This window comes from Tabrizicola sp. (assembly GCF_041913445.1).
In the GTDB taxonomy this organism is placed as follows: domain Bacteria; phylum Pseudomonadota; class Alphaproteobacteria; order Rhodobacterales; family Rhodobacteraceae; genus Tabrizicola.
The window spans coordinates 159,730-184,578 of record NZ_JAYSFG010000004.1; the positions used below are offsets into that span (position 1 = coordinate 159,730).

Sequence of the window (24,849 nt, forward strand, 5' to 3'; positions counted from 1 at the left end):
GACAGCGATCCCGTCGCCCGACGCCTCCTCCAGCTGGCCGAACCGCGCCACTTCCTCCTCCGCCGCGGCCCGAACGACAAGGAGACGGCGCTGTCGCAGGTCATCTCGGTGGACGAGGTCCGCAAGATGAAGTCCTTCTTCGCGCTGACCGCCGCCGACGGTGGCCGCCGTACCGCGATCATCGACGCGGTGGACGAGATGAACCCCGCCGCCGCCAACGCGCTTCTGAAGCTCCTCGAAGAACCCCCGCCAAACGTCACCCTGTTCCTGATCGCCCACCAGCCTGCCCGCCTCCTCCCCACCATCCGCTCCCGCTGTCGCGAGCTGCGCCTCGCGCCGCTTGCCCCGCAGGACCTCGCCGACGCCCTGACCCAGGCCGGTGGCGACATCGCGCCCGAAGACCGCACTGCCCTTGCCGAACTTTCCGGCGGCTCGGTGGGCGAGGCCTTCCGCCTGACGAACCTCGACGGCCTGAAACTTTACACCGCCCTCACCCGCCTCTTCGCCACCCTCCCCCGCCTCGACCGCCCGCAAGCGCTGGCCCTGTCCGAGCTTGCGGCGGCACGGGGCGCGGCAGAGACCTTTGACCTTCTCGTCACCCTGATCGACCTGCTTCTGGCCCGCATCGCCCGCTTCGGGGCCACCGGCCAGACCGTCCCAGAAGCCGCCGCGAACGAGGCGCAGCTCCTTTCTCGACTGGCCCCCCACCCCCAGGCCGCCCGCGCCTGGGCCGACCTCGCCGCCGACCTCTCGTCCCGCGCGCGGCGGGGCAAGGCTGTCAACCTTGACCCTGCCGCGCTTCTGATGGATATGCTCCTGAAGGTCGACGAGACGGCGGGGAGCCTCGCCCTGAGGTAGCCCGAATGACATCCCCCCTTCCCGATCTGGTGGACAGCCACTGCCACCTCGACTTCCCCGACCTGATCACGGAAACGACCGAGATCATCGCCCGCGCCAAGGCAGCGGGGGTCAACCGGATGGTCACGATCTGCACGCGGCTGAAGAACGAACCCAAGGTCCGGGCGCTGTCGGAAGCGCACCCCGAGGTCTTCTACGCCGCCGGCACCCACCCGATGAGCGCACACGAAGAGCCCCTCGTCACGGTCGAGGACCTCATCGCCCTCGCCCGTCATCCGAAGTTCGTCGGCATCGGCGAGACCGGACTCGACTACCACTACACCGCCGACACGAAGGCCATTCAGCAGACCAGCCTGCGCATCCATATCGAGGCCGCTCAGGAAACCGGCCTGCCGCTGATCATTCACGCCCGGGACGCGGATCAGGACATGGAAGCGATCCTGTCCGAAGGCATGAAGCGGAAGCAATACACCTGCGTCATGCACTGCTTCTCCTCCGGCCCCCGGCTCGCCGAGGCGGCGCTGGAGATGGGTTTCACCCTCTCCATCTCAGGCATCGCGGCCTTCCCCAAAAGCCAGGACCTCCGCGACATCTTCGCCAAGGCGCCCCTCGACCGGCTGATCCTGGAAACAGACAGCCCCTACCTTGCGCCCCCGCCCTTCCGCGGCAAGCGGAATGAACCGGCCTACGTGGCCCACACGGCCCGCGCTCTGGCCCCGGTCTTCGGCCTCAGCCTGGAAGCCTTCGCCGCCCGGACCACCGCGAACTTCGACCGCCTGTTCCCGCGCGCGGCCCGCGCTGCAAAGGCCGCCTGATGGCACGGCTCACCTTCACCATCCTTGGCTGCGGCTCTTCGGGCGGGGTCCCCCGCCTCGGCGGCATCTGGGGCGACTGCGACCCCACGAACCCGAAGAACCGCCGCCGCCGGTGTTCCATGCTGATCACCCGCGAGACCGCCCAGGGCGCGACCCGCGTGCTGATCGACACCTCGCCCGACATGCGCGACCAACTTCTGGATGCGGGCGTGGGCGCGCTGGACGGGGTCGTCTACACCCATTCCCACGCCGACCACATGCACGGGATCGACGATCTGCGGCAGGTCGTCTTCAACCAGGGCAGCCGCCTTCCCGTCTGGGCCGACGCGCCGACGCAAGAGGCGCTCCTCTCCCGCTTCGGCTATGCCTTCGTCCAGCCCGAAGGCTCGCCCTACCCGCCGATCCTTGACCTGCACACCATTCATGGCCCGGTGACAGTCGCAGGAAGCGGCGGCCCGATTACGCTTACCCCGTTCCGGGCCGACCACGGCAGCATGGACGTGCTCGGCTTCCGCATCGGTCCCCTGGCCTACCTGCCAGATGCCGTCGACATCCCCGCCGAAAGCTGGCCGGTGCTCGACGGCCTCGACTGCTGGATCGTCGATGCGCTCCGCCGCAAGCCGCATCCGACCCACGCACATCTGGACCTGACGCTCAGCTGGATCGCCCGCGCCAAGCCCGCCCGCGCGGTGATCACCAACATGCACATCGACCTCGACTACGAGGTTCTGCGGGCCGAGCTTCCCCCCCACATCACGCCCGCCTTCGACGGCATGACCATCGCCTACGACAACCAGCCGTGAGCCTGCTTCTCGACGTCATCCTGCCGGTCTTCCTGGTGACCGGATTCGGCTATGTCGCGGCGCGCTGGCTGGGATTCAAGGAGGCCTCGGTCGACGGGGTGATGCACTTCGCCCAGGGCTTCGCGCTGCCCTTGCTTCTCTTCGCCTCGATCGCGCGGCTGGACCTGGGCCGGGCCTATGACACCGGGCTGATGGTCAGCTTCTATGTCGGCGCCTTCTCGGGCTTCGCGGCCGGGTTCCTTGCCGGGCGCTACCTCTTCGGTCGGCCCCTCACCGACAGCATCGCTTTCGGCTTCTGCGGGCTTTTCTCGAACTCCCTCCTCCTTGGCGTGCCGATCACCGAGCGAGCATACGGGCCGGGGGCGCTGGAGGGGAACTTCGCCATCATCTCGATCCACGCACCGGTCTTCTACGCCTTCGGGATCACCCTGATGGAGCTCGCCCGCTCGCACGGGCTGGGCCTGTCCGCCGGGGCGCTGGCCCGGCAGGTCGCACGGGCGATCCTGTCGCAGCCGCTGGTCATCGGCATCCTTTGCGGCTTCGTGGTCAATCTCTCGGGCCTGCCCCTGCCCGCCATCGCCTGGTCGGCCATCGACATGGTCCTCGCCGCCGCGCTGCCGACGGCGCTGTTCGGGCTGGGGGGCGTTCTCTACCGCTACCGGCCCGAGGGGGACATGCGGGCCATCGCGGTGCTGTCCGCGGTGTCGCTGGTCCTGCATCCGGGGATCACCTGGGTGCTGGGGACGCAGGTCTTCGGTCTGGACGATGCGGCGCTGCGGTCGGCGGTGATCACGGCGGCGATGGCGCCGGGGGTGAACACCTATGTCTTCGCTAACCTCTACGGGGTCGCCAAGCGGGTCGCGGCCTCGACGGTTCTGGTCGGGACCGGGCTCTCCATCCTTAGCGTGTGGGTCTGGCTGCAGATCCTGCCTTGAGCCTGTCCACCGTGGACAAGACCCTGATACCTCCGAAAATCAAGCACTTGCGCGCGGACGTTCGGAATTTCTTAATCTCCGCTCGGCACACCTTCCGCTGACTTCGCCCCACCTTGCGGAGGGTGCGGATCGGGATGCCGAAGAGGACGGCAGACCGCCCCTCAGCGCCCCGTCACGCCCCGCAGCCGGTCCGACCGGCGCCGCAGAAGCTCCACCGTCGTCAACAGCGCGATGGAGATCACGACGAGGATCGTCGCCACCGCCAGGATCGCCGGGCTGATCGCCTCGCGGATGCCGTTCCACATCTGGCGCGGAATGGTCTGCTGGTCGGGACCGGCGATGAAAAGGACGGCCACCACCTCGTCGAACGAGGTCACGAAGGCGAAAAGCGCGCCCGAGATCACGCCGGGCAGGATCAGCGGCATGATCACCTTGAAGAAGGTCGTGCGCGGATTGGCCCCCAGGGATTGGGCCGCCCGGATCAGCGACTGGTCGAAGCCCGACAGCGTCGCCGTCACGGTGATGATGACGAAGGGGATCCCCAGGATCGTATGCGCCAGGATCACGCCCAGGTAGGTCGAGGTCAGCCGCCCGCATTCCACCCCGATGATCCCGCAGGGGTTCGAGTAGAAGAAGAACATCCCCGTGGCGATGATGATGATCGGCACGATCATCGGGCTGATCAGGATCGCCATGATCGTCCGGCGATAGGGCATCTCGGGCCGCGACAGGCCAAGCGCGGCCAGCGTTCCCAGGACCGTCGCCAGGATCGTCGCCCAGAAGCCCACGATGACCGAGTTCTTGGCGGCGTTCACCCAGGTGGAGTTTTCCCACATGTCGGCGAACCAGGCCCCGTCGCGCGGCGCCTCGGGCGCCTGCATCCCGAAGGTCAGAAGCGTGTCATACCAGCGCAAGCTGTAACCCTCGGGGTCCAGCGCGATCATCTTCTCGGTGAAGCTGAAATAGGGCTCGACGTTGAACGACAGCGGGATGACGATCAGGATCGGCGCGATCAGGAAGATGAACACCAGCGCGCAGATCACCTGATAGGTGCGGTGCCAGAGGCGCTCCAGCGGGTCGGCGTAGGAAGGCAGTGCCATCAGGTCACCCGAGTTTCAGGCGGTCGATGCCGACCAGCCGGTCATAAAGCCAGTAAAGGATCAGGACGCCGACCAGGAGCATGGCGGACAGCGCAGCCGCCATCGACCAGTTCGAGTTCTCCATGTGGAAGGCGATCATGTTCGAGAAGAGCTGCCCGTCCGCCCCGCCGACCAGCGCCGGGGTGATGTAGTAGCCGACGGCCAGGATGAAGACGAGAAGCGAGCCCGCGCCGATGCCCGGCAGCGTCTGCGGCAGGTAGATGCGGCGGAACGTCGTCCAGGAGGTCGCACCCAGGCTGCGGGCCGCGCGGGCATAGCTGGGCGGGATCACCCGCATCACCGAATAGAGCGGCAGGATCATGAACGGCAGCAGGATATGCGTCATCACGATGATCGTGCCGGTCTGGTTGTTGATCATCCGCAACCGCCCGTCCTCGCCAATCGCGCCCAGCCAGAGCAGAAGGTCATTGACGACGCCCTCCCCCTGCAGCAGCGCCATCCAGCTGGTCGTCCGCACCAGAAGCGAGGTCCAGAACGGCAGCAGGACCAGGATCATCAGAAGGTTCGCCTTGGCCATCGGCAGGGTCGCCAGCAGATGCGCGACGGGGAAACCAATCAGCAGGCAGATCAGCGTGATCAGGCCCGACAAGAGGAAGGTCTTGATGAAGAGGTAGACATAGATCTGCCGGTTCTCCTCCACGCGCACGAGGTTTCCGTCGGGGCCGCGTTCGAAATCGGTGGCGGCCATGTAGAAATCGGTGGTGTAGGGACTCGCGGCCCCCCGCATCGCGCCCCAGAGGTCCGCCTCGCCCCAGCGCGCGTCGATGGCGAGAAAGGCATCGCGGTAGGGTGGCGCCAGTTCGTCCGCGTTCCGCGCCGTCTTGGTGAAAAGCGAGCGGGTCTCGGGCAGGACATAGTTCACCCGCGTCCCGGCCTCGCCCGCGGTGCGGTTGGCCTGCATCGCCTTGAAGTCCTCGGCAAGAGCCGCGAAGGCGGCCTCGTCGGGCTCGGTGCCCGCGGGGTTCGCGTCGAACCAGGCGGCGATGGCCGGAGCGTTGCGGGAAAATCCGTCGTGGTAGATCGACCGGTGCAGCATCTGCCCGATGGGCAGCACGAAGCTGAGCAGCACGAACAGAAGAAGCGGCACCACAAGGAAGAAGGCCTTCCGGCGCGCCTTGGACTGGGCCTGGGCAAGCGCCTCGGCCAGCGGGCGTCCATCGGCGGTGGTCAGAAGTTCGGCCATGGTCAACTCGGTCAGGAAGGGTGGCGCGGGGGTCAGCCCCCCGCGCCATATGTCATCAGCCGGCGGCGAGCCAGGCGTTGAAGCGCTCGTTCAGCTCGGCGTCCCGGTCAACCCAGAACTCCCAGTTGGATTCCAGCGCGTTCTTCATGTTGTCGGGATGGGTCGGCAGGTGCGGCGCCATCTCGGTCTTGCCGTCGTTGAAGATCAGCGGTTCGATCAGCGCCGACTTGCGGGCCGGGCCGTAGCTGATCCACTGGGCCTGCTGGCGCAGACCTTCGGTCGAGGTGGCATAGGCGATGAATTCCTTCGCCTGTTCCAGGTTCGGCGCGCCCTTCGGGATCACGTACATTTCGTTCTCGTAGATCTGCCCGTCCCAGACGATCTGGAAGGGTTTGCCTTCCGCGATCTGGGCGCTGAAGATCCGGCCGTTGTAGGCGGTGGTCATGACCACTTCGCCGTCGGCAAGGATCTGCGGCGCCTGGGCACCGGCTTCCCACCACACGACTTCCGACTTGATGGTGTCGAGCTTGGCGAAGGCGCGGTCGATGCCTTCCGGAGTGCCCAGCGTCGCGTAGACGTCGGCCGGAGCCACGCCGTCAGCCATCAGCGCGAATTCCAGGACCGCCTTGGCGCCCTTGCGCAGGCCGCGCTTGCCGGGGAACTTCTCCAGGTCGAAGAAGTCGGCTGCGGTGGTCGGGCCTTCCGGGAACTTCGTGGTGTCATAGGCGAAGACCGTGGCCCAGATGTCGGTCGAGACGCCGCAGTCGGTCACCGCGCCAGGCAGGAAGTCCTCGGCCGCCGGGGTGCCGTCCGCGCCGGCGGGCAGCGAGGCGACGTCGATCGGCTCCAGAACGCCCTCGTCGCACAGACGGATCGCGTCGGCATATTCAAGGCTTGCCACGTCGACGGTGACGTTGCCGGCCTCGACCATTGCCTTGATCGGCGTGGCGGGGTTCTCGCTGTCGACCATCATGGTCGCGATGCCGGTCTTTTCGGTGAAGGGCTTCAGGTGGCCTTCGGTCTGGGCCGCGCCGTAGGAGCCGCCCCAGGACATCACCGTCACGTCGGCATGCGCCGCGGCGGCAAAGCCCACAAGGGCGGTGGTGAGGATGAGGGTCTTCTTCATTGAGGTCTCCCTGTTCTGGTTATCGGTTTGGCCGGGCCCCCCGGCCGGGCATCAAGGGTCCAGCGCGCGGGCATCCTGGGGATGCCAGCCCACCTTGATCTTCTGGCCGGGGGTCAGCTTGGTCTGCCCCAGCGTATTGCGCATCTTCATGACAAACTCGTCCGAGCCCGCGACCTTCAGGACCGCGCGCAGGATGTCGCCCATGTAGATGATCTCGACCACTTCGGCGTCGAGCGTATGGATGCCTGCCGGCATCATCTCGGGCTTGAACTCCACCCGCTCGGGGCGGATCGAAACGAGCGTCTTCTGCCCCTTCTCCTTCACGTTCACCGCCGTCGCGTCGATCAGCTCGCCCGTGGGCAGGCGGACCAGCGCGCGGTCGCCGTTGAGCTCTTCCAGGGTGCCGGGCAGCTTGTTGTTCTCGCCGATGAACTGGGCGACGAAGCTGTTCTCGGGGCGCTCGTAAAGGTCGGCGGGCGGCGCAAGCTGCTGGATGCGGCCGTCGTTGAAGACGGCGACGCGGTCCGACATGGTCAGCGCCTCGCCCTGGTCGTGGGTCACGTAGACCACGGTGATGCCCAGGTTCTCATGCAGGTGCTTGATCTCGAACTGCATGTGTTCGCGCAACTGCTTGTCCAGCGCGCCGAGCGGTTCGTCCATCAGGACGAGCTTGGGATCGAAGACCAGCGCGCGGGCCAGCGCGATGCGCTGCTGCTGGCCGCCCGAAAGCTGCGCCGGCCGCCGGTTCGCGAAGGCCCCCATCTGCACCATGTCCAGCGCGCGCTTGATCTTCGCGTCCCGCTCGGACTTGCCCATGCCGCGGACTTCCAGCGGGAACGAGAGGTTCTCGCCCACCGTCATGTGCGGAAACAGCGCATAATTCTGGAACACCATCCCGATCCCGCGCTTGTGCGGTGGGACCTCGTTGATGTTCACCCCGTCCAGCCGGATCTCGCCATGGGTGGCGGTCTCGAAGCCCGCGAGCATCATCAGGCAGGTCGTCTTGCCGGATCCAGAGGGTCCGAGCATCGTCAGGAACTCGCCCTTCCCGATGGAAAGGTTCAGATCCTTCACGACCAGAGTGACACCGTCATAGCTCTTCTGGACGTGCTCAAACGCGACGAAAGCGTCGTTGCGGGGCTCAAGCGTCACCCGTGTCTCCCTGATGTCCTGGGCGCTGAGCGCCTTCTGTTGATTCGACTAAAGCGAAACGTTCCAGCCATTGCAACGCACTTTTTCCTTCGCAAAGCGGACTTAAGCGACCAGATTGGCCCCCTTTGCGCCGGAACGGGAAGAACGTTCAAAAAGCGCACTCAGATCGGTCTTTCTGCCTGTCATCCCGGCAAGAAAAGGAGGCGTTCCGGCAGCGTCCAGCGCCAAAAGCGAAGGGCGCGAAGGTTTCCCTCGCGCCCTCTGGCTTTGTCCCGACCGACCCTGGTGCGGATGAAAAGACTCGAACTTTCACTCCGGTTAAGGAACAGCGACCTCAACGCTGCGCGTCTACCAATTCCGCCACATCCGCACGGGGTCTGGTCTTGGACGACCGCTATCTAGCGGCAGTCGCGCGGGAAGGAAAGGGGCATTTTCGCCCCCGGCCACCCGCTCTCGCACAGGGCGGCCCGACGGGGTATAGAGCGGCAGGTTCCAGGCACAGGGCTAGGCGCATCATGGTCGAATGGACACATATTCCCGGGCTTGCCCCCTACCCCGAGACACTGGCGGCGATGGAGGCCCGCGCCGAGGCCATCTCGCGCGGTGAGGCGGGCGAAGCGATCTGGCTTCTGGAACACCCCCCGCTCTACACCGCCGGCACCTCGGCCAAGCCCGCGGACCTGGTCGATCCCGACCGATTCCCCGTCTACCCCGTCGGGCGCGGCGGGCAGTACACCTATCACGGGCCGGGCCAGCGGGTGATCTATACCATGCTGGACGTCAAGGCGCGGGGGCAGGATGTGCGCTGCTTCGTCCGTGAGCTGGAGAAATGGGTCATCGACACCCTGGCCGAGTTCAACGTTCGCGGCGAGATTCGCCCCGGCCGCGTCGGCGTCTGGGTCACGCGGCCTGACAAGGCGCCCAACCCCGACGGCACCCCGCGCGAGGACAAGATCGCTGCCATCGGCATCAAGCTGCGCCGCTGGGTCAGCTTCCACGGCATCTCGATCAACGTCGAGCCGGACCTGAGCCATTTCGAGGGAATCATCCCCTGCGGCATCCGCGAGCATGGGGTGACCAGCCTTGTGGACCTTGGCCTGCCGGTCACGATGGCCGACCTCGACGCAGCCCTCATGGCCACCTTCCCGCGCCGTTTTCAGGGCAGTTGCGCCGCGTAAGTTGTCGCATAGCGCCATCCTGCTATTGCATATCAGCCGCACCAGACCCCATCTTCCGCCCGTGGAGCTGCCCAAGGCGCTCCGTGACACATGAGGACACCATGACGAAGTTCATCCTTCTTGGCCTGACCGTCGCCGCCCTTTCCGCCCCCGCCTTCGCGGGTGACCCGGCGGCCGGCGAGGACACGTTCAAGAAGTGCAAGGCCTGCCACTCCATCGTCGCCCCCGACGGGACCGAGATCCAGAAGGGCGGCCGCACCGGTCCGAACCTCTATGGCATCATCGGCAAGGGCGTGGCGTCCGACCCCGACTTCTCCTATGGCGACTCGCTCGCCGCCCTGGGCGCGACCGGCGCCGTCTGGGACGAGGCAAGCCTGGCGGCCTATGTCGCGAACCCGGCCGAGTACCTGAAGACCGCGCTTGGCGACGATGCTGCCAAGTCGAAGATGTCCTTCAAGCTGGCCTCGGGCGGCGAGGACGTGGCGGCCTACCTGGCCTCGGTCGCCCAATAGGCAACCCGCTTTCGACACCAGATTTGGGCGCGACCCTTCGCGGGGCCGCGCCCTTTGCATTTCGGGAAAGATTTCTGTCCCCTGCGGCAAAGTCATGCATTGCGAGGCGGGCCTCGCGGGGCTAAAGACGGGATCACAAGGGAACCGGGCGGGCTTACAAGCTCGTGAACGGGCATGTAAGAACGACGAAAGCGGAGGACGCCTATGGCGGACGCAGCCATTCACGGCCATGACGAACATCATCGACCCGGGTTCTTCACCCGCTGGTTCATGTCGACCAACCACAAGGACATCGGGATCCTCTACCTTTTCACCGGCGGTCTCGTCGGCCTGATCTCGGTGATCTTCACTGTCTACATGCGGCTCGAACTGATGGAGCCGGGTGTCCAGTACATGTGCCAGGAAGGCGCGCGGTTCATCGCCTCGGGCGAGCTCTGCACCCCGAACGGGCACCTTTGGAACGTGATGATCACCTATCACGGCGTCCTGATGATGTTCTTCGTCGTCATCCCGGCGCTCTTCGGCGGTTTCGGCAACTATTTCATGCCGCTGCAGATCGGCGCGCCGGACATGGCCTTCCCGCGCATGAACAACCTGTCCTACTGGCTCTACGTCGCCGGGACCTCGCTGGGCGTGGCCTCGATGCTGGCGCCGGGCGGCGGTGGCGATCTGGGCACCGGCTCGGGCGTGGGCTGGGTTCTCTACCCGCCGCTGACCACCACGGCCGAGGGCGGCTATGCGATGGACCTGGCGATCTTCGCCGTCCACCTGTCGGGTGCCTCGTCGATCCTGGGCGCGATCAACATGATCACGACCTTCCTGAACATGCGCGCCCCGGGCATGACGCTGCACAAGGTGCCGCTCTTCGGCTGGTCGATCTTCGTGACCGCCTGGCTGATCCTGCTGGCCCTGCCCGTGCTGGCTGGCGCCATCACCATGCTGCTGACGGACCGCAACTTCGGGACCACCTTCTTCTCGCCCTCGGGCGGCGGTGACCCGGTCCTCTACCAGCACATCCTGTGGTTCTTCGGCCACCCGGAAGTCTACATCATCATCATCCCGGCCTTCGGGATCATCTCCCAGGTCATCGCGACCTTCGCCCGCAAGCCGATCTTCGGATACCTCCCGATGGTCTACGCGATGGTGGCGATCGGCGTGCTCGGCTTCGTCGTCTGGGCGCACCACATGTACACCGCCGGCATGTCCCTGACCCAGCAGTCCTACTTCATGCTGGCGACGATGGTCATCGCGGTGCCCACGGGCGTGAAGATCTTCTCCTGGATCGCGACGATCTGGGGCGGGTCGGTGGAGTTCAAGACCCCGATGCTCTGGGCCTTCGGCTTCCTCTTCCTCTTCACCGTAGGCGGCGTGACCGGGATCGTCCTGTCCCAGGCCCCGGTGGACCGTGCCTACCATGACACCTACTACGTCGTGGCGCACTTCCACTACGTGATGAGCTTGGGCGCCGTGTTCGGGATCTTCGCCGGGATCTACTTCTGGATCGGCAAGATGTCGGGCCGGCAGTACCCGGAATGGGCGGGCAAGCTGCACTTCTGGATGATGTTCATCGGGTCCAACCTGACCTTCTTCCCGCAGCACTTCCTGGGCCGCCAGGGGATGCCCCGCCGCTACATCGACTACCCGGAGGCCTTCGCCTACTGGAACTGGTTCTCCTCGGTCGGTGCCTTCATCTCGTTCGCGTCCTTCGTCTTCTTCATCGGGATCGTGTTCTACACCCTGATGTGGGGCCGTCGCGTGACCGAGAACAACTACTGGAACGAATACGCCGACACCCTGGAATGGACCCTGCCCTCGCCGCCGCCCGAGCACACGTTCGAGCAGCTGCCGAAGCAGTCCGACTGGGACCGCAGCCACGCGCACTAAGCGCCTGACGTGATCCAAGGGCCCCGGGCTGCAAATGCCCGGGGCCTTTTCCGTTTCAAGGGATATCCAATGCGCGCGGTCTTCTTCGTCCTGGTGATCGTGGCCGTGGCCCTGCTGGGCTATGTCGGCATAACGGGCTATTTCCTGGCCCATGCCGCAGCGGGTCTGTTGAAGGTGGGGGCGATCTCGACCGCGCTGGCCACGGCCGAGCCGCCCAAGGACCCGCTGGCGCTTGGCTACCGCGGCGACCCGATGGTGGCGCTGTCCCTGCCCTTCGAGACCGTCACCCTCGACACCCCGCTCGGCCCGACCGAGGCCTGGCTGGTCCCCGCCGCAGGACCCGAGGCCGGTCGCGCGATCTATGTCCACGGCATCGCCGGCGCGCGCGAGGACGGCTACCGGGCGCTGCAGCTCCTGCACGAGGCGGGCTGGTCCGTCCTGCTGATCGGCTACCGCAACGACCCCGGCGCGCCCGCCTCGGCCGATGGCACCTACGGATTCGGCCTGACCGAATGGCCCGACCTTGAACCCGCCGTCGCTCGCATGGCCCCGGCCGAGGCGGACCGCGTGCTCGTCGTCGCCGAATCGATGGGCGGCGCGATCCTTGGGCAGTTCCTGAAGCAAAGCCCGCTTGCCGCCCGCGTCAGCGCCATCGCTCTGGACAGCCCCGCGATCAGCTTCGGCGCGGTGATCGACCATCTGGCGGCGCAGAGTGGAAAGCCCCTTCCCGGCCTGATCGCCTGGACCGCCAGGCAGATCATCCCGTTCAAGGCCCCCGTCCCCATCGCCGAGGCCGAAGTCGCCGACACCTACGCAGCCTTCCCCGGCCCCCTCTTCCTCGCCCACGGCAGCGCTGACCGCATCGTGCCGATCGGCCCCTCGCAGGCCCTCGCCGCCGCACGGACCGCCCCGACCGTGACCCTCTGGACCGGGGCGGACCACCTCGGCTCCCATGCCGAAGACCCGGCGGCCTATGGCAAGGCCTTCCGGGACTTCCTCACGCAGGTGAAGGGCTAAAGGCTGTCGATCTCGGCCGCCACGCGGGCCTGCAGGTCCCAGAGGTAGCGGTCGCGGATGCCCAAAGCCTCCAGGTGGCTGACGGTGTTGTACAGGTATTCGGCGCAGCTGCCCACGTAGCCCGCAGCCCGCGCCAAACGCCCTGCCTGCTCCTCCAGCGGCAAGCGCACCAGGTCGGGATGCGAGGCGGGGGCGCAGTAGAAAGCCAGGGCCCGCACCGGCCCCTCGGCCGTCCGCACTGTCACCCACCGCAACCAGGGCAGGTCCTCGTGATAGGCAATCTCGCGGTAGAGCATCCGCAGAAGCCGCGCCTGCAGGTCATCCTCTGGCATCCGGTAGACAACACCGGCGCATGCCCCTCCCCGGTCAAGCGCCAGCATCAGCCCCGGCACCTCGTCCGTGCCGCGCCAGGAGGTGATGTTCAGGCAGAAGGACCGCCGCCAGCCGTGCACCCTGCCCCGCCGTGCCTCGACATGATCGAACTCGGGCTTCCAGATGAGGGAGCCATAGGCGAAGACCCAAAGTGGAGCATCCTTCAGCTGGTCCAGGAAGCCTTGGGCGACAGCCTTGAACTCTGCGTCAGACAAGGGACGGTAGCTGACCTGGTGGGGTTTCCGTTCCACCACCCGCGCGACCTTGGCCACATGCTGCGGCCCCAAGGCCATGACCCGACCCGCCATCCCGCCCCCCGCACGATCCGATGCGCAAGGATTGCACCGCCTCTCCCACCTGACAAGCTGCCGCAGGGTCTTCCCTTTCCCGCCCGCGAAATTACAAACGCCCCATGCCCTACGAATGGCTTCCCCCCGAGGGCGGCGAGGTCCGCCTGCATCTCTGGCCGCACCGGTCGCTGAACCAGCGCGGCTTCGTCTGGTTCATCGGCGCCACCGCCGCACTCATCGCCGTGCCGCTGGTCGGCATCCTGGGCAGCCCGGTCCTCTGGGCGCTTCTCCCCTTCCTGCTCGGCACGATCTGGGCGATCTGGTTCGCGCTGCGCAAGAACGGCCGCGACCGCGACATCGTCGAGGACTTGCGCCTTTCCCGGGATCGCATCACGCTCGTCCGCCACGGCCCCAGGGGCCGCCGCCAGGACTGGGAGGCGAACCCCTACTGGGTCCAGGCCAGGCTGCACGAAACCGGCGGGCCGGTCCCGAACTACCTGACGCTGAAGGGCGACGGGCGCGAGGTGGAACTGGGCGCCTTCCTGTCGGAAGAGGAGCGCATCGCCTTGCGCGCCGACCTGCAATCCCGCATCCACGCCTTGCGCTGAACGCGATCAACCCAAGAGCGCGCAGCCGTAAGTCTTCTCCAGATGCGCGGTGATGGCCCCCGCCCAGCCATCGGTCTTGCGGGTCATGTCCAGCGCCATGCCCAGCGTCGGGGCCCCCGCCTCGATGCCCTGCATCAGCTCCGCCGCAAAGGCCTCACCGAACTTCGTGGCGTTCTCCTCGAAGGCTGCTTGCGCTTTTGCAGCCTGCGCTGCGGGCGTCTCTCCCGCCGGGCCGGGCTTGCAGGCGTAGACATAGGTCACGCCGTCCTGGCCCAGGATCTCCACCCTCTCCCGCCCCGGATACATCAGCGCCAGGACCGAGGTCATGTCGAAGGCCAGCGCGACCGCCGCCAGCATCTAGCCGAGCCGTGCCTTCACCAGCGCGCCCACCGCACCGAAATCCATCTGGCCGGTGTAGCGGGCCTTCAAGGCCGCCATCACCTTGCCCACGTCGCGGATGCTTGCGGCCCCCGTCTCGGCCACCGCCGCGTCGACCGCCGCCGTGATCTCGGCCTGGTCCATCTGACGCGGCAGGAACTCCTGGATCACCCCGATTTCCGCCAGTTCCTTCTCGGCCAGCTCAAGCCGCCCGCCTTCCTCGTACGCGCGGGCCGATTCCTGGCGCTGCTTCACCATCTTGCCCATGATCTGCAGGATCTCGGCCTCGCCGACCTCGCCCGCGTCGCTGTCGCCCCTGACCGCAATCTCGCGGTCCTTGATGGCGGCGTTGATCAGGCGCAGCGTGGACAGGCGGTCGGCCTCCTTGGCCTTCATGGCCTCCTTGAGGGCCGTCTGCAGACGGTCGCGCAAAAGCATGTGAAGTCTTTCCGATAGTTTCCCCGGATCGGGAGTCTACCCCGAACCGCCCCTGACCGCAACCACGGTGGATTTTGCCAAGCCTCTGAAAATGCGAGGAAAACCTTTTCGCGCCGGGCCTTGACCCTGCGGCCCCCTCCCCTTAGTTTCCGCGCAATTTACCGATAGGAGAGTCGCCCATGCCTGCGCCGCAGAAGCCAACCGCCTGCCTCGCACTTGCCGACGGCACCCTCTTCTACGGTCACGGCTTCGGTGCCACGGGCGAAACGGTGGCCGAGCTTGTGTTCAACACCGCCATGACCGGCTACCAGGAAATCATGACCGACCCCTCCTACGCGGGCCAGGTCGTGACCTTCACTTTCCCTCATATCGGCAACACCGGCGTCACGGTTGAGGATGACGAGACCGCCACCCCCGCCGCCGCCGGCATGGTGGTGAAATGGGACCCGACCGAACCCTCGAACTGGCGCGCGACCGGGGAGCTCACCTCGTGGCTCCAGAAGATCGGGAAGATCGGCATCGGGGGCATCGACACCCGCCGCCTGACCCGGGCGATCCGCCAGCAGGGCGCGCCGCATGTGACCTTGGCGCATGACCCCGAGGGCAAGTTCGACATCGAGAAGCTCGTCGCCAAAGCCCGCGCCTGGAAGGGCCTCGTCGGCCTCGACCTCGCCAAGGACGTGACCTGCGCGCAAAGCTACCGCTGGGACGAGAAGCGTTGGGCCTGGCCCGAAGGCTATACCCGCCGCGAGGGCCCGGGCTTCAAGGTCGTCGCCATCGACTACGGCGCCAAGCGCAACATCCTGCGCTGCCTGGCTTCCGTGGGCTGCGAAGTGACCGTCCTGCCGGCAAATGCCACCGCCGAAGAGGTCCTCGCCCACAATCCCGAGGGCGTGTTCCTCTCGAACGGTCCCGGCGACCCGGCCGCGACCGGCGCCTATGCCGTCCCGATGATCCAGAGCGTGCTGCAGAAGGACCTGCCCTTGTTCGGCATCTGCCTCGGCCACCAGATGCTGGCCCTGGCCCTCGGCGCCAAGACCCGCAAGATGAACCACGGCCACCACGGCGCGAACCATCCGGTGAAGGACCTGACCACCGGCAAGGTCGAGATCACCTCGATGAACCACGGCTTCACCGTGGACGCCGACACCCTGCCCAAGGGCGTGAGCGAGACGCATGTCAGCCTCTTCGACGGCACGAACTGCGGCATCGCGGTGGACGGCAAGCCCATCTACTCGGTCCAGTACCACCCCGAAGCCTCGCCCGGCCCCCAGGACAGCTTCTACCTCTTCGAACGTTTTGCCGAAGCGATGCAGGCTCGGCGTGCCTGAAGGGCGTTAACCGCCTGTTAACCCGCCGCGCGCAAGGTTGAGCGTGGAATGGGGGAACGGGCATGGGTGCCGCAGAACGGATCAGCAAAGTCGACCTGTCCGGCCGTGCCGCAAGCGCGCCGCGTCGCACCTTTGCGGTCGGGGCCTCGCTCCTGCGCGAAGGGGTCGTGGCGCCGGACGAAATGCTGACCGCGCTTGCGCACCAGGGACGCGAAGCGGGCCGCCTGCCTGACGTGCTGCGGGCGCGCGGGCTGGTGGTGGAACGGGACCTTCTCGGGGTCGACGCGCGGAACTGGGGCCTGCGCGTCGTCGACCTGGATGCCGTCCTGCCCGATCCCCGGCTGATCGACGCGGTGGGCGCGCAGGACTGCCTGCGCCACGGTCTCGTCCCCTGGCAGAAGGTCGGCGATGTCACCATCGTCGCGACCTCGCGGCCCGAGGAATTCCGCCGGCTCCGTCCGATGCTCGAGGCCCGGCTCGGCCCCGTCGCCGCTGGCATCGCCTCGTCCCGCGCGATCCTCGCCGCGATCCATGCCCGCAGGGGCGACCTGCTGGCGCGCGCCGCCGAAGCGCGGGTTGCGCTTGCCGAAAGCTGCCGGTCCTGGCCGCGCCTGCACCAGTCGCCCCGCGCCATCGCGGTCATCGCCGTGACCTTGCTGGCCCTGATCCTGGCGCCGGTCGCCACGGGGCTTGCCGCGCTTGCCTTCGCAATCTTCTCGCTGGCCTGCCTTACCGCGCTGAAGATCGCCGCCACCATCGCGGCCCTGCGCGCCCCCCTGCCCGGCCCCACACCGGCGACCGACCTCATCCCCCCCGTCGTCACGATCATCGTCGCCCTCTGCCGGGAAGAAGACATCGCCCCGCGCCTCGTCCGCCGCCTGGCGCGGCTGGACTACCCGGTGGAGCTTCTGGATGTCATCCTCGCCGTCGAGGCCGAGGATCAGGTCACCGTCGACGCCCTGGCCGCTGCCGAGCTGCCGCCCTGGATCCGCGTCGTCATCGTGCCGAAGGGCCAGGTCCAGACCAAGCCGCGCGCGCTGAACCACGCGCTCGACTATGCGCGGGGTGCCATCGTCGGGGTCTACGACGCCGAAGATGCGCCCGAGCCCGACCAGCTTCGCCGCGTCGTCGAACGCTTCCAGCGCTCGGGCCCCGAGGTCGCCTGCCTGCAGGGCGTGCTCGACTATTACAACCCGCGGACAAACTGGCTGTCGCGCTGCTTCACCATCGAATACGCCGGCTGGTTCCGGCTGGTCCTGCCGGGCCTCGCCCGCCTTGGCCTCGTCGTGCCCCTGGGCGGCACCACGCTCTTCTTCCGCCGCCAGGTCCTGGACAGCCTGGGGGCCTGGGATGCGCATAACGTGACCGAGGACGCCGATCTTGGCATCCGCCTGGCCCGGCATGGGTACCGGACCGAACTGATCGACACCGTCACCCAGGAAGAGGCGAACTGCCGTCCCCTCCCCTGGATCAAGCAGCGCTCGCGCTGGATCAAGGGCTACATGATGACCTGGGCCGTCCACATGCGGCAGCCCCGGCTTCTCTGGCGGCAGCTTGGACCCAGGGGCTTTCTCGGCTTCCAGGTCCTGTTCCTGGGCACCATCGCGCAATTCCTGCTGGCACCTCTCCTGTGGTCTTTCCTGCTGCTGCCCTTCGGCTTTGACCACCCGCTTTATGCAGCCCTGCCGCTGGCCGCCGTCCTGACCATCGCCGGGATCTTCTTTCTGTCCGAGGTCACGAACATCCTGATCGGGGCGATCGGCCTTGGCCGCACCCGGCATGGGCTCAGCCGGCTTTGGGTCCTGACGCTGAAGGCCTACTATCCGCTGGCATCGCTTGCCGCCTACAAGGGTCTTCTGGAACTTGCGACCCGGCCCTTCTATTGGGACAAGACCACGCACGGCCTCTTCGACCACGTCGAAGCCAAGGACTGATCCGCAAAGCGCAGACCGCGGCCGCGGGGCAACTCCGGGTGCGTCAGCGCATCCGCAGTTCGCCCGCGTCGACCCGAAGCCGTGTCTCGAAGGCCTGGCTGATATGCGACTTCAGCGCCTGGTAGGCCGCATCGCCATCCCCGGCCTCGATCGCCGCGACGATATCGGCATGTTCGTCCAGCGCCACCTCGTCCCGCCCCTCGGCCGCAAAGGAGGTGTTGGCCATAAGCGCCATGGACCGGTGCACAAGGTCCAGCTGCTGGACCAGGAACCGGTTGTGGCTGGCGAGGTGAATCTGCTTGTGGAAGCGCTTGTTCGCCCGGCTCAGCGCCCGCGGATCACCCCCCAGAAGCGCCCGGTCCTCCGCCACCATGCTTTTCAGGACCCGCACTTCCTCGGGCGTCGCGTGGCGGGCGGCCAGACGCGCCGCCAGGCCCTCAAGCTCGGTCCGGACCGCGTAAAGCTCGGCCAGCTGGTTGTGGTCTAGGCTTGCCACGATCAGGCTGCGCCCGTCGCGGGTCAGCATCGCCTGCGTCTCCAGCCGCTGCAGCGCCTCGCGCACCGGGGTCCGGCTGACACCCAGACGCTCGGCCAGTTCGCTTTCGACCAGACGGTCGCCCGGCTTGTAGACCCCGGCCTCGATCGCCTCCATGATCAGCGTATACGCGTCTTTCTGCACTTTTCTCGCCCCTCGCTCGCGGCGCGGACCCTAACGCGCGCGGCGCGTCGCGATCAAGCCTTCCCAACGCCCCGGCGTCGCACTACATGCGTGCCCATGCCGAAACAGGATTTCTCCCACGTCCGCACCTGGGTCTTCGACCTGGACAACACGCTCTATCCCCCGCACATGCGGCTTTTCGACCAGATCGAGGTCCGGATGACCGACTGGGTGATGCAGGCGCTCAAGGTCGACCGGGCGCGGGCCGACCATCTGCGGGCGCATTACTGGGCGACCTATGGCACCACGCTTGCCGGCCTGATGACCGAACATGGCGTGGACCCGGGCCCCTACCTGACGGACGTCCACGACATCGACTTCTCGGTCCTGTCGCCCGACCCCGGCCTTGCGCGCAGCATCGCCGCACTCCCCGGCCGCAAGATCGTCTACACCAACGCCTGCGCCCCCTATGCCGAAAAGGTCCTCGCCGCCCGTGGCCTTTCCGGCCTCTTCGACGGCATCTACGGCGTCGAACATGCCGAGTTCCACCCCAAGCCGGACGCCCGCGCCTTCGCCACAGTCTTCGGGCGCGACGGGCTTGACCCCGCGACGGGCGCGATGTTCGAGGATGACGCCCGCAACCTTGCCGTGCCCCACGCGCTTGGGATGCGGACCGTCCATGTCGCACCCGAACCGGAGCCGGCCGACCACATCCACCACCACACCGAGGACCTGGCACATTTCCTTGCCCGGCTGGTGGAGTGACACTCCGCCACATCGCGCATGGCAGCGGCGGCCCTAAATGGAGCGGCACCCGCCAGTTCCGATGAGGCCGCGCATGACCCTTGCCACCACCAACGCCCCCAGCCCCCTCGGCCGCCTCGCCCGCGCCATCCCGGTCCTGGGCCAGGTGATCCGCGACATCGAGCGCGACACGAACAGCATCTACTACCTGCTGGTCATCCTGCTGACCGCCCTCGTGCTCGCGATCCAGACCTGGGGGCTTCCGGCCCTGGTCCTGACGGCGCTGGCACTCGTCCCGGTGATGTTCGTCCTCCTGGTCCTCATCGCGCGGCCCTGAGGCGTCCTGTCCTCTGGCCCCCTGCGGCCATGCGGCCTATGCTCATGGGTGGAGGCCCCGAATGCGCGAAACGACTGACATCCTGATCTCCGGCGGCGGCGTCGCCGGCTTGACGGCGGCCTGTGCCTTCGGGTCGGCCGGGTTCCGCGTGATCTGTGTCGATCCCGCGCCTCCGGTCACCGAGGTCGACGCGGACGGGGCCGACCTTCGCACCACCGCCTTCCTGCAACCCTCGATTCCCGTGCTGCAGGCCGCCGGCCTCTGGACCCGGCTGGAGCCGCACGCGGCGGCCCTGCAGGTCATGCGGATCATCGACGCAGGCGGCGAGACGCCCGAGGCCCGGCTCGTCAAGGACTTCGACGCCGCCGACATCTCGGACGCGCCCTTCGGCTGGAACCTTCCGAACTGGCTTCTGCGGCGCGAGATGGTCGCGCGGCTGGCCGAACTCCCGACGGTCAGCTTCCGCCCCGGCACAGGCTTCGCCCGGATGCTGGTCCGCGACGCCGAGGCGCTGGTCAGCCTCAGCGACGGCGCGCAGGTCGCGGCGAAACTGGTGATCGGTGCTGACGGCCGCAACTCTCCCGTCCGCGAGGCGCTGGGGATCCCTGCCAAAACCACCCGCTACGGCCAGAAGGCGCTTGCCTTCGCCGTGACCCACGACGTGCCCCACAACGACGTCTCGACCGAGGTGCACCGGTCGGGCGGGCCCTTCACGCTGGTCCCGCTGCCCGACCGCGATGGCCGTCCGGCCTCGGCCGTGGTCTGGATGGAAAGCGGCCCCGAGGTCGCGCGCCTCGCCGCGCTTCCCGTCCCGGAGTTCGAGGCCGAGATGACCCTGCGCTCCTCGGGCATCCTCGGGCCACTAACGCTGGTCAGCCGGCGCTCGGTCTGGCCGATCGTCAGCCAGATCGCGGACTGCCTCTCCGGCCCGCGAACGGTGCTGATGGCCGAGGCGGCCCATGTCGTCCCGCCCATCGGCGCGCAGGGCCTGAACATGAGCCTTGCGGACCTCGCAAGCCTTCTCGACCTGGCCGAGCAGCACCGCACCGACCCCGGGGTGCCGGCGGTGACCGATGCCTTCCACCGCGCGCGCCACCTGGAAGTCCAGGCCCGCGTCACCGGAATCGACCTTCTGAACCGCGCCTCGATGGCCGGGGCCCCCGTCCTGCGCGACCTCCGCGCCAAGGCGCTCGACCTCCTCTACTCCGCCCGTCCGGTCCGCCAGACCCTGATGCGAGCGGGCCTTGGCGTTGGACGGAAGGCAGCTACGTCGGCACGCGACTAAGGTTTTGTGCAATCCTGCACAGGTCTCCCTCATCCTCACGGAACGACGCTTCATCCTTGAAACATGTGACCGGGCGCGCGGTCCCGGCCCCAAGCTTTCCTGGGAATTTCCCGCTCAACCGAGCGCAAGCCGCACGTGAGTTCACATTGCGGCGACCCTGCGCGACCAACCCGTGATTTCACTTTTTCCCTGCGTCACCCCAAATCTCCCTCACCGCCCCACGGTGGGGCAGGACGCAAGAAGATAAAGGATTACAAGATGAAAAGCTTCGTTCTCGCTACCGCTCTCGTCGCCGCTTCGGCAGTCGGCGCCATCGCCCAGGACGCGCCGGTCGCGCTGCCCTCCTCGATCACCTCGCAGATCCTGACCGTTCTGCCGAACGCTGACCTGTCGTCGCTGACCAACTCGCAGTACGCCCAGCTGGTCTCGTTCTTCGCCGACACCGAGAATACCAACACCGCTTCGGGCACCGCCCAGGGCGTCCAGGCGATCCTCAGCAACGCTCAGTGATCGACCACCCTTCCGAAACGCACAGGCCGGAGAGCTCCCCTCCGGCCTGTGTCTTTTCTAAAGCACCGCGTCCACGGCACGCCGCAACCGTTCGACCGTCGCGTCCACGTCCTTCAGCTTGTCGAGCCCGAAAAGGCCCAGCCGGAAGGTCTTGAACTCTGGCCCCTCGCCGACCTGCAACGGCACCCCGGCCGCGATCTGCATCCCTTCCGCCCGGAACTTCGCGCCGTTCTGCACATCCGGATCGCTGGTATAGCTCACCACCACGCCCGGCGCCTGGAAGCCCTCGGCGGCCACCGAAGCCACCCCCTTCGCGGCCAGCATCCCCCGCACCGCCCGTCCCAGCGCCCATTGCGCGGCCTTGGCGGCCTCGAACCCCATCGCCTTGGTCTCCACCATCGCATCGCGGAAGCCGACGATGGCGTCGGTCGGCATGGTCGCATGATAGGCGTGACCGCCCTTCTCATAGGCCTCCATGATTGACCGCCACTTCTTCAGGTCCAGCGCAAAGCTGTTCGACGTGGTCTCGGCCAACCGCGCCTCGGCCAACGGCGACAGCACCACCACGCCCGCCGAGGGCGAAGCCGACCACCCCTTCTGCGGGGCCGAGATCAGCACATCGACCCCGGTCGCCGCCATATCCACCCAGATGCAGCCACTGGCGATGCAATCGAGCACCATCAGCGCCCCCACCTCATGCGCCGCCGCGGCCATCTGCGTGATGTAATCATCCGGCAGGATGATCCCGGCCGAGGTCTCGACATGCGGCGCGAACACCGCCTCGGGCTTCACCTCACGGATCTTCGCCACCACCTCGTCAATCGGGGGCGGCGCATAAGGTGCCCGCGCGTCATTCCCGGTCTGCCGCGCCATCACCACCGTCGTCTCCTGCGCGAAGCCGCCCGCCTCGAAGATCTGCGTCCAGCGATAGCTGAACCAGCCGTTCCGCACGATCAGCACCCGGCCCTTCCCGAACTGCCGCGCCACCGCCTCCATCGCATAGGACCCGCCCCCGGGGACCAGCGCCACGGCCGAGCCCCTGTAGACCTCCTTCAGCATCGCCGAGACCTCGCGCATCACGCCCTGGAAGCGGGCTGACATGTGGTTGAGCGAGCGGTCGGTGAAGACGACCGAGAATTCCTGCAACCCGTCCGGGTCGATGTGCGGATGCGGCAAATTCATGTAGTCCTCCCTGTTTGGCGCAAAGCCTAGCGCCTGGCGTGCCGCTCTGCCAGCCCGTAGGGTGGGGTACAACCCCACCCTACCCTAAAGGCCCCGGCCGCCGCTCCTCCGTCAGAAGCACATTCGCCTCGACGTTCCCCACCCCCGGCAGCGTCATGATCCGGCGTCGCAGGACCCGCTCGAAATCCGCGATGTCCCGCGCCACGACCCGCAAGCGGTAATCGAACAGCCCCAGCACATGCTGCACCACCTGCACTTCGGGGATCGCCTGCACCGCGCGTTCGAAGTCCTCCAGCGACACCCGGCCCTTCGTGGCGAGTTTCACCCCAAGGAACACCGTCACGCCAAACCCCAGCTTCTCCCGGTCCACCTCAACCGCGAGGCCTTTCAGCACACCCGCCTCCTCCAGCCGCCTGATCCGCCGCCAGGCCGCGGGCTGCGACAGGCCGAGCCTGCGCCCCAACTCCCCCGCCGAAAGCGTTCCATCCGCCACCAACGCCCGCAGAATCGCCCGGTCGGTATCGTCCAGATCAATCACAGCGGCAGCCCCCCAGTCTCCTTGATGGTCGAGACGAGCATCAAGGCCTCCACCTCCGCGATATGCGGAAGCGTCAGGATCCGGTCGCGGTAGATGCCGGTCCAGTGCCCCATGTCCCGCGCGATCACGTTCAGGCGCACATCGACCCGGCCGAGGAAGGTCTCGATCCCGATGACCTCCGGCACCTCCCGCGCCGCCGCGATGAACTCGTCGAAAGCGCGGGGGTTGGTCTTGTCCAGCGTGAAGCGAAGCGAGACCTCCACCTCATACCCCAGCGCGCGCCAGTCCACCCGCGCCCCCTCGGACCGGATCACGCCCCCCTCGCGCAGCCGGTCGAGCCGCCGCCAGAGCGTCGCCGCAGTGACCCCCGCCCGCTCCGCAAGCACCGCACGCTCCAGCCCCGGCTCGGCGAGCCAGTGGCGCAGGATGCGGCGGTCGGTGTCGTCCAGTTGCATGAATTTCTCATTGCGAAGCCATTCAGAGAATGATCCTTCGCACATCACACCGTAATCGTCAAAGATTGCACGGGTTCCGCGCCAGAAATCCCTATTGTGCCGCCATCAACAACAAGGAGACGCCCAATGCGCGTTTACTACGACCGCGACTGCGATGTGAACCTGATCAAGGACAAGAAGGTCGCCATCCTCGGCTACGGCTCCCAGGGCCACGCCCATGCGCTGAACCTGCGCGATTCCGGAGCAAAGAACGTCGTCGTGGCGCTGCGCGAAGGCTCGCCCTCGGCCAAGAAGGCCGAAGCCGAAGGCCTGAAGGTCATGGGCATCGCCGAAGCCGCCAAGTGGTGCGACCTGATCATGTTCACCATGCCCGACGAGCTGCAGGCCGCGACCTACAAGCAATACGTCCACGACAACCTGCGTGAGGGCGCCGCGATCGCCTTCGCCCACGGCCTGAACGTGCACTTCGGCCTGATCGAGCCGAAGAAGGGCGTCGACGTCATCATGATGGCCCCGAAGGGCCCGGGCCACACCGTCCGCGGCGAATACACCAAGGGCGGCGGCGTGCCCTGCCTCGTGGCCGTCCACCAGGACGCGACCGGCAAGGCGATGGAAATCGGCCTGTCGTATTGCTCGGCCATCGGCGGCGGCCGGTCCGGCATCATCGAGACCAACTTCCGCCAGGAATGCGAAACCGACCTCTTCGGTGAGCAGGCAGTCCTCTGCGGCGGTCTCGTGGAACTCATCCGCATGGGCTTCGAGACCCTGGTCGAGGCCGGCTACGAACCCGAGATGGCCTATTTCGAGTGCCTGCACGAAGTGAAGCTGATCGTGGACCTGATCTACGAAGGCGGCATCGCGAACATGAACTACTCGATCTCGAACACGGCCGAGTATGGCGAATACGTCTCGGGCCCGCGCATCCTGCCTTACGACGAGACCAAGAAGCGCATGAAGGAAGTCCTGCGCGACATCCAGACCGGCAAGTTCGTCCGCGACTTCATGCAGGAAAACGCCGTCGGCCAGCCCTTCTTCAAGGCGACCCGCCGCATCAACGACGAGCACCAGATCGAACAGGTCGGTGAAAAGCTCCGCGCGATGATGCCCTGGATCTCCAAGGGCAAGATGGTCGACCGCGCCCGCAACTGATGCCGAAGGGGGCGCTT

27 protein-coding genes and 1 tRNA gene are annotated in these 24,849 nt (G+C 67.0%); 16 read left to right on the plus strand and 12 right to left on the minus strand.

All coding sequences use genetic code 11. From position 1 onward, the window contains the following. The 4 genes from ACE3Q6_RS06795 to ACE3Q6_RS06810 all read left to right on the plus strand — a co-directional run. On the plus strand, window positions 1-858 hold an 858-nt coding region (locus tag ACE3Q6_RS06795), incomplete at its 5' end, for a DNA polymerase III subunit delta' (protein WP_374430006.1). Window positions 859-863: 5 nt separating this feature from the next. After that, entirely contained in the window at window positions 864-1,673 is an 810-nt protein-coding gene (locus tag ACE3Q6_RS06800; protein ID WP_374430009.1) for a TatD family hydrolase, read from the plus strand. Beyond that, window positions 1,673-2,476, plus strand: a complete 804-nt coding sequence (locus ACE3Q6_RS06805) for an MBL fold metallo-hydrolase (protein WP_374430011.1) — start codon at window positions 1,673-1,675, stop codon at window positions 2,474-2,476. Before ACE3Q6_RS06800 ends, ACE3Q6_RS06805 begins: the two co-directional genes overlap by 1 nt. After that, on the plus strand, window positions 2,473-3,411 hold the full coding sequence (locus ACE3Q6_RS06810) for an AEC family transporter (RefSeq protein ID WP_374430013.1): 939 nt from the start codon (window positions 2,473-2,475) through the stop codon (window positions 3,409-3,411). Before ACE3Q6_RS06805 ends, ACE3Q6_RS06810 begins: the two co-directional genes overlap by 4 nt. 161 nt (window positions 3,412-3,572) lie before the next feature. Here the strand turns inward: ACE3Q6_RS06810 and ACE3Q6_RS06815 are convergent, their stop codons facing one another. The 5 genes from ACE3Q6_RS06815 to ACE3Q6_RS06835 form a co-directional block, all read right to left on the minus strand. Further along, on the minus strand, window positions 3,573-4,511 hold the full coding sequence (locus ACE3Q6_RS06815) for an ABC transporter permease (protein WP_374430015.1): 939 nt from the start codon (window positions 4,509-4,511) through the stop codon (window positions 3,573-3,575). Window positions 4,512-4,515: 4 nt separating this feature from the next. Continuing rightward, the gene (locus ACE3Q6_RS06820) at window positions 4,516-5,754 is read right to left on the minus strand and encodes an ABC transporter permease (RefSeq protein WP_374430018.1); all 1,239 of its coding nucleotides are present in this window, start codon (window positions 5,752-5,754) and stop codon (window positions 4,516-4,518) included. 55 nt (window positions 5,755-5,809) lie between these two features. Further along, window positions 5,810-6,880, minus strand: a complete 1,071-nt coding sequence (locus ACE3Q6_RS06825) for an ABC transporter substrate-binding protein (RefSeq protein ID WP_374430020.1) — start codon at window positions 6,878-6,880, stop codon at window positions 5,810-5,812. A gap of 51 nt (window positions 6,881-6,931) precedes the next feature. Beyond that, the gene (locus ACE3Q6_RS06830) at window positions 6,932-8,032 is read right to left on the minus strand and encodes an ABC transporter ATP-binding protein (RefSeq protein ID WP_374430022.1); all 1,101 of its coding nucleotides are present in this window, start codon (window positions 8,030-8,032) and stop codon (window positions 6,932-6,934) included. Window positions 8,033-8,315: 283 nt separating this feature from the next. Further along, a tRNA-Leu gene (locus ACE3Q6_RS06835) sits at window positions 8,316-8,402 on the minus strand. A gap of 142 nt (window positions 8,403-8,544) precedes the next feature. Here ACE3Q6_RS06835 and lipB point away from each other — a divergent pair. The 4 genes from lipB (at window position 8,545) to ACE3Q6_RS06855 (ending at window position 12,623) form a co-directional block, all read left to right on the plus strand. Next, window positions 8,545-9,210, plus strand: a complete 666-nt coding sequence (lipB, locus tag ACE3Q6_RS06840; protein WP_374430413.1) for a lipoyl(octanoyl) transferase LipB — start codon at window positions 8,545-8,547, stop codon at window positions 9,208-9,210. A 101-nt stretch (window positions 9,211-9,311) separates the two neighbouring features. After that, window positions 9,312-9,722: a cytochrome C gene (locus ACE3Q6_RS06845; RefSeq protein WP_374430023.1), complete on the plus strand. Its 411-nt coding sequence runs from the start codon at window positions 9,312-9,314 to the stop codon at window positions 9,720-9,722. Window positions 9,723-9,926: 204 nt separating this feature from the next. Further along, the gene (ctaD, locus tag ACE3Q6_RS06850) at window positions 9,927-11,606 is read left to right on the plus strand and encodes a cytochrome c oxidase subunit I (RefSeq protein WP_374430025.1); all 1,680 of its coding nucleotides are present in this window, start codon (window positions 9,927-9,929) and stop codon (window positions 11,604-11,606) included. Window positions 11,607-11,675: 69 nt separating this feature from the next. Continuing rightward, window positions 11,676-12,623, plus strand: a complete 948-nt coding sequence (locus ACE3Q6_RS06855) for an alpha/beta hydrolase (RefSeq protein WP_374430027.1) — start codon at window positions 11,676-11,678, stop codon at window positions 12,621-12,623. On the opposite strand, the gene ACE3Q6_RS06860 is transcribed toward ACE3Q6_RS06855, so the two are convergent. Then, entirely contained in the window at window positions 12,620-13,303 is a 684-nt protein-coding gene (locus ACE3Q6_RS06860) for a gamma-glutamylcyclotransferase (protein ID WP_374430031.1), read from the minus strand. The two genes, ACE3Q6_RS06855 and ACE3Q6_RS06860, sit on opposite strands and share 4 nt — an antisense overlap. A 104-nt stretch (window positions 13,304-13,407) precedes the next feature. Here ACE3Q6_RS06860 and ACE3Q6_RS06865 point away from each other — a divergent pair, with 104 nt between their 5' ends. Continuing rightward, window positions 13,408-13,893 (plus strand): DUF2244 domain-containing protein, encoded by a 486-nt coding sequence (locus tag ACE3Q6_RS06865; RefSeq protein WP_374430033.1) that lies wholly within the window; start codon window positions 13,408-13,410, stop codon window positions 13,891-13,893. A 6-nt stretch (window positions 13,894-13,899) separates the two neighbouring features. Here ACE3Q6_RS06865 and ACE3Q6_RS06870 read toward each other — a convergent pair whose 3' ends face one another. After that, entirely contained in the window at window positions 13,900-14,250 is a 351-nt protein-coding gene (locus ACE3Q6_RS06870) for a hypothetical protein (RefSeq protein WP_374430035.1), read from the minus strand. Next, window positions 14,251-14,709, minus strand: coding sequence for a GatB/YqeY domain-containing protein (locus tag ACE3Q6_RS06875; protein WP_374430037.1), 459 nt, complete (start codon window positions 14,707-14,709; stop codon window positions 14,251-14,253). 179 nt (window positions 14,710-14,888) lie between these two features. On the opposite strand from ACE3Q6_RS06875, the gene carA reads away from it, so the two are divergent. Together carA and ACE3Q6_RS06885 are read left to right on the plus strand one after the other, a co-directional pair. After that, window positions 14,889-16,040, plus strand: a complete 1,152-nt coding sequence (gene carA / locus ACE3Q6_RS06880) for a glutamine-hydrolyzing carbamoyl-phosphate synthase small subunit (protein WP_374430040.1) — start codon at window positions 14,889-14,891, stop codon at window positions 16,038-16,040. 62 nt (window positions 16,041-16,102) lie between these two features. Further along, window positions 16,103-17,974 carry a glycosyltransferase family 2 protein gene (locus tag ACE3Q6_RS06885; RefSeq protein ID WP_374430042.1) on the plus strand — a complete coding sequence of 624 codons (1,872 nt, stop codon included), beginning with the start codon at window positions 16,103-16,105 and terminating at the stop codon, window positions 17,972-17,974. Between the two features lie 43 nt (window positions 17,975-18,017). Here the strand turns inward: ACE3Q6_RS06885 and ACE3Q6_RS06890 are convergent, their stop codons facing one another. Further along, entirely contained in the window at window positions 18,018-18,653 is a 636-nt protein-coding gene (locus ACE3Q6_RS06890) for a GntR family transcriptional regulator (RefSeq protein ID WP_374430044.1), read from the minus strand. 96 nt (window positions 18,654-18,749) lie between these two features. Here ACE3Q6_RS06890 and ACE3Q6_RS06895 point away from each other — a divergent pair, with 96 nt between their 5' ends. The 4 genes from ACE3Q6_RS06895 (at window position 18,750) to ACE3Q6_RS06910 (ending at window position 21,508) form a co-directional block, all read left to right on the plus strand. Beyond that, window positions 18,750-19,397 (plus strand): pyrimidine 5'-nucleotidase, encoded by a 648-nt coding sequence (locus tag ACE3Q6_RS06895; RefSeq protein WP_374430046.1) that lies wholly within the window; start codon window positions 18,750-18,752, stop codon window positions 19,395-19,397. Between the two features lie 73 nt (window positions 19,398-19,470). Continuing rightward, the gene (locus tag ACE3Q6_RS06900) at window positions 19,471-19,713 is read left to right on the plus strand and encodes a hypothetical protein (protein WP_374430048.1); all 243 of its coding nucleotides are present in this window, start codon (window positions 19,471-19,473) and stop codon (window positions 19,711-19,713) included. Window positions 19,714-19,774: 61 nt separating this feature from the next. Further along, window positions 19,775-20,998 (plus strand): UbiH/UbiF family hydroxylase, encoded by a 1,224-nt coding sequence (locus tag ACE3Q6_RS06905; RefSeq protein WP_374430051.1) that lies wholly within the window; start codon window positions 19,775-19,777, stop codon window positions 20,996-20,998. A 258-nt stretch (window positions 20,999-21,256) separates the two neighbouring features. Continuing rightward, window positions 21,257-21,508: a hypothetical protein gene (locus ACE3Q6_RS06910; protein ID WP_374430054.1), complete on the plus strand. Its 252-nt coding sequence runs from the start codon at window positions 21,257-21,259 to the stop codon at window positions 21,506-21,508. Between the two features lie 57 nt (window positions 21,509-21,565). Here ACE3Q6_RS06910 and ACE3Q6_RS06915 read toward each other — a convergent pair whose 3' ends face one another. The 3 genes from ACE3Q6_RS06915 to ACE3Q6_RS06925 form a co-directional block, all read right to left on the minus strand. Continuing rightward, a complete protein-coding gene (locus ACE3Q6_RS06915) occupies window positions 21,566-22,690 on the minus strand; it encodes an aminotransferase class V-fold PLP-dependent enzyme (protein ID WP_374430058.1) in 1,125 nt (374 codons plus the stop codon). Window positions 22,691-22,769: 79 nt separating this feature from the next. Continuing rightward, the gene (locus ACE3Q6_RS06920; RefSeq protein WP_374430060.1) at window positions 22,770-23,228 is read right to left on the minus strand and encodes an Lrp/AsnC family transcriptional regulator; all 459 of its coding nucleotides are present in this window, start codon (window positions 23,226-23,228) and stop codon (window positions 22,770-22,772) included. After that, on the minus strand, window positions 23,225-23,683 hold the full coding sequence (locus ACE3Q6_RS06925; RefSeq protein WP_374430063.1) for an Lrp/AsnC family transcriptional regulator: 459 nt from the start codon (window positions 23,681-23,683) through the stop codon (window positions 23,225-23,227). The genes ACE3Q6_RS06920 and ACE3Q6_RS06925 overlap by 4 nt, the downstream gene beginning before the upstream one ends. Before the next feature lie 126 nt (window positions 23,684-23,809). Here ACE3Q6_RS06925 and ilvC point away from each other — a divergent pair, with 126 nt between their 5' ends. Continuing rightward, on the plus strand, window positions 23,810-24,832 hold the full coding sequence (gene ilvC, locus ACE3Q6_RS06930) for a ketol-acid reductoisomerase (protein WP_374430066.1): 1,023 nt from the start codon (window positions 23,810-23,812) through the stop codon (window positions 24,830-24,832). Window positions 24,833-24,849: the final 17 nt, after the last annotated feature.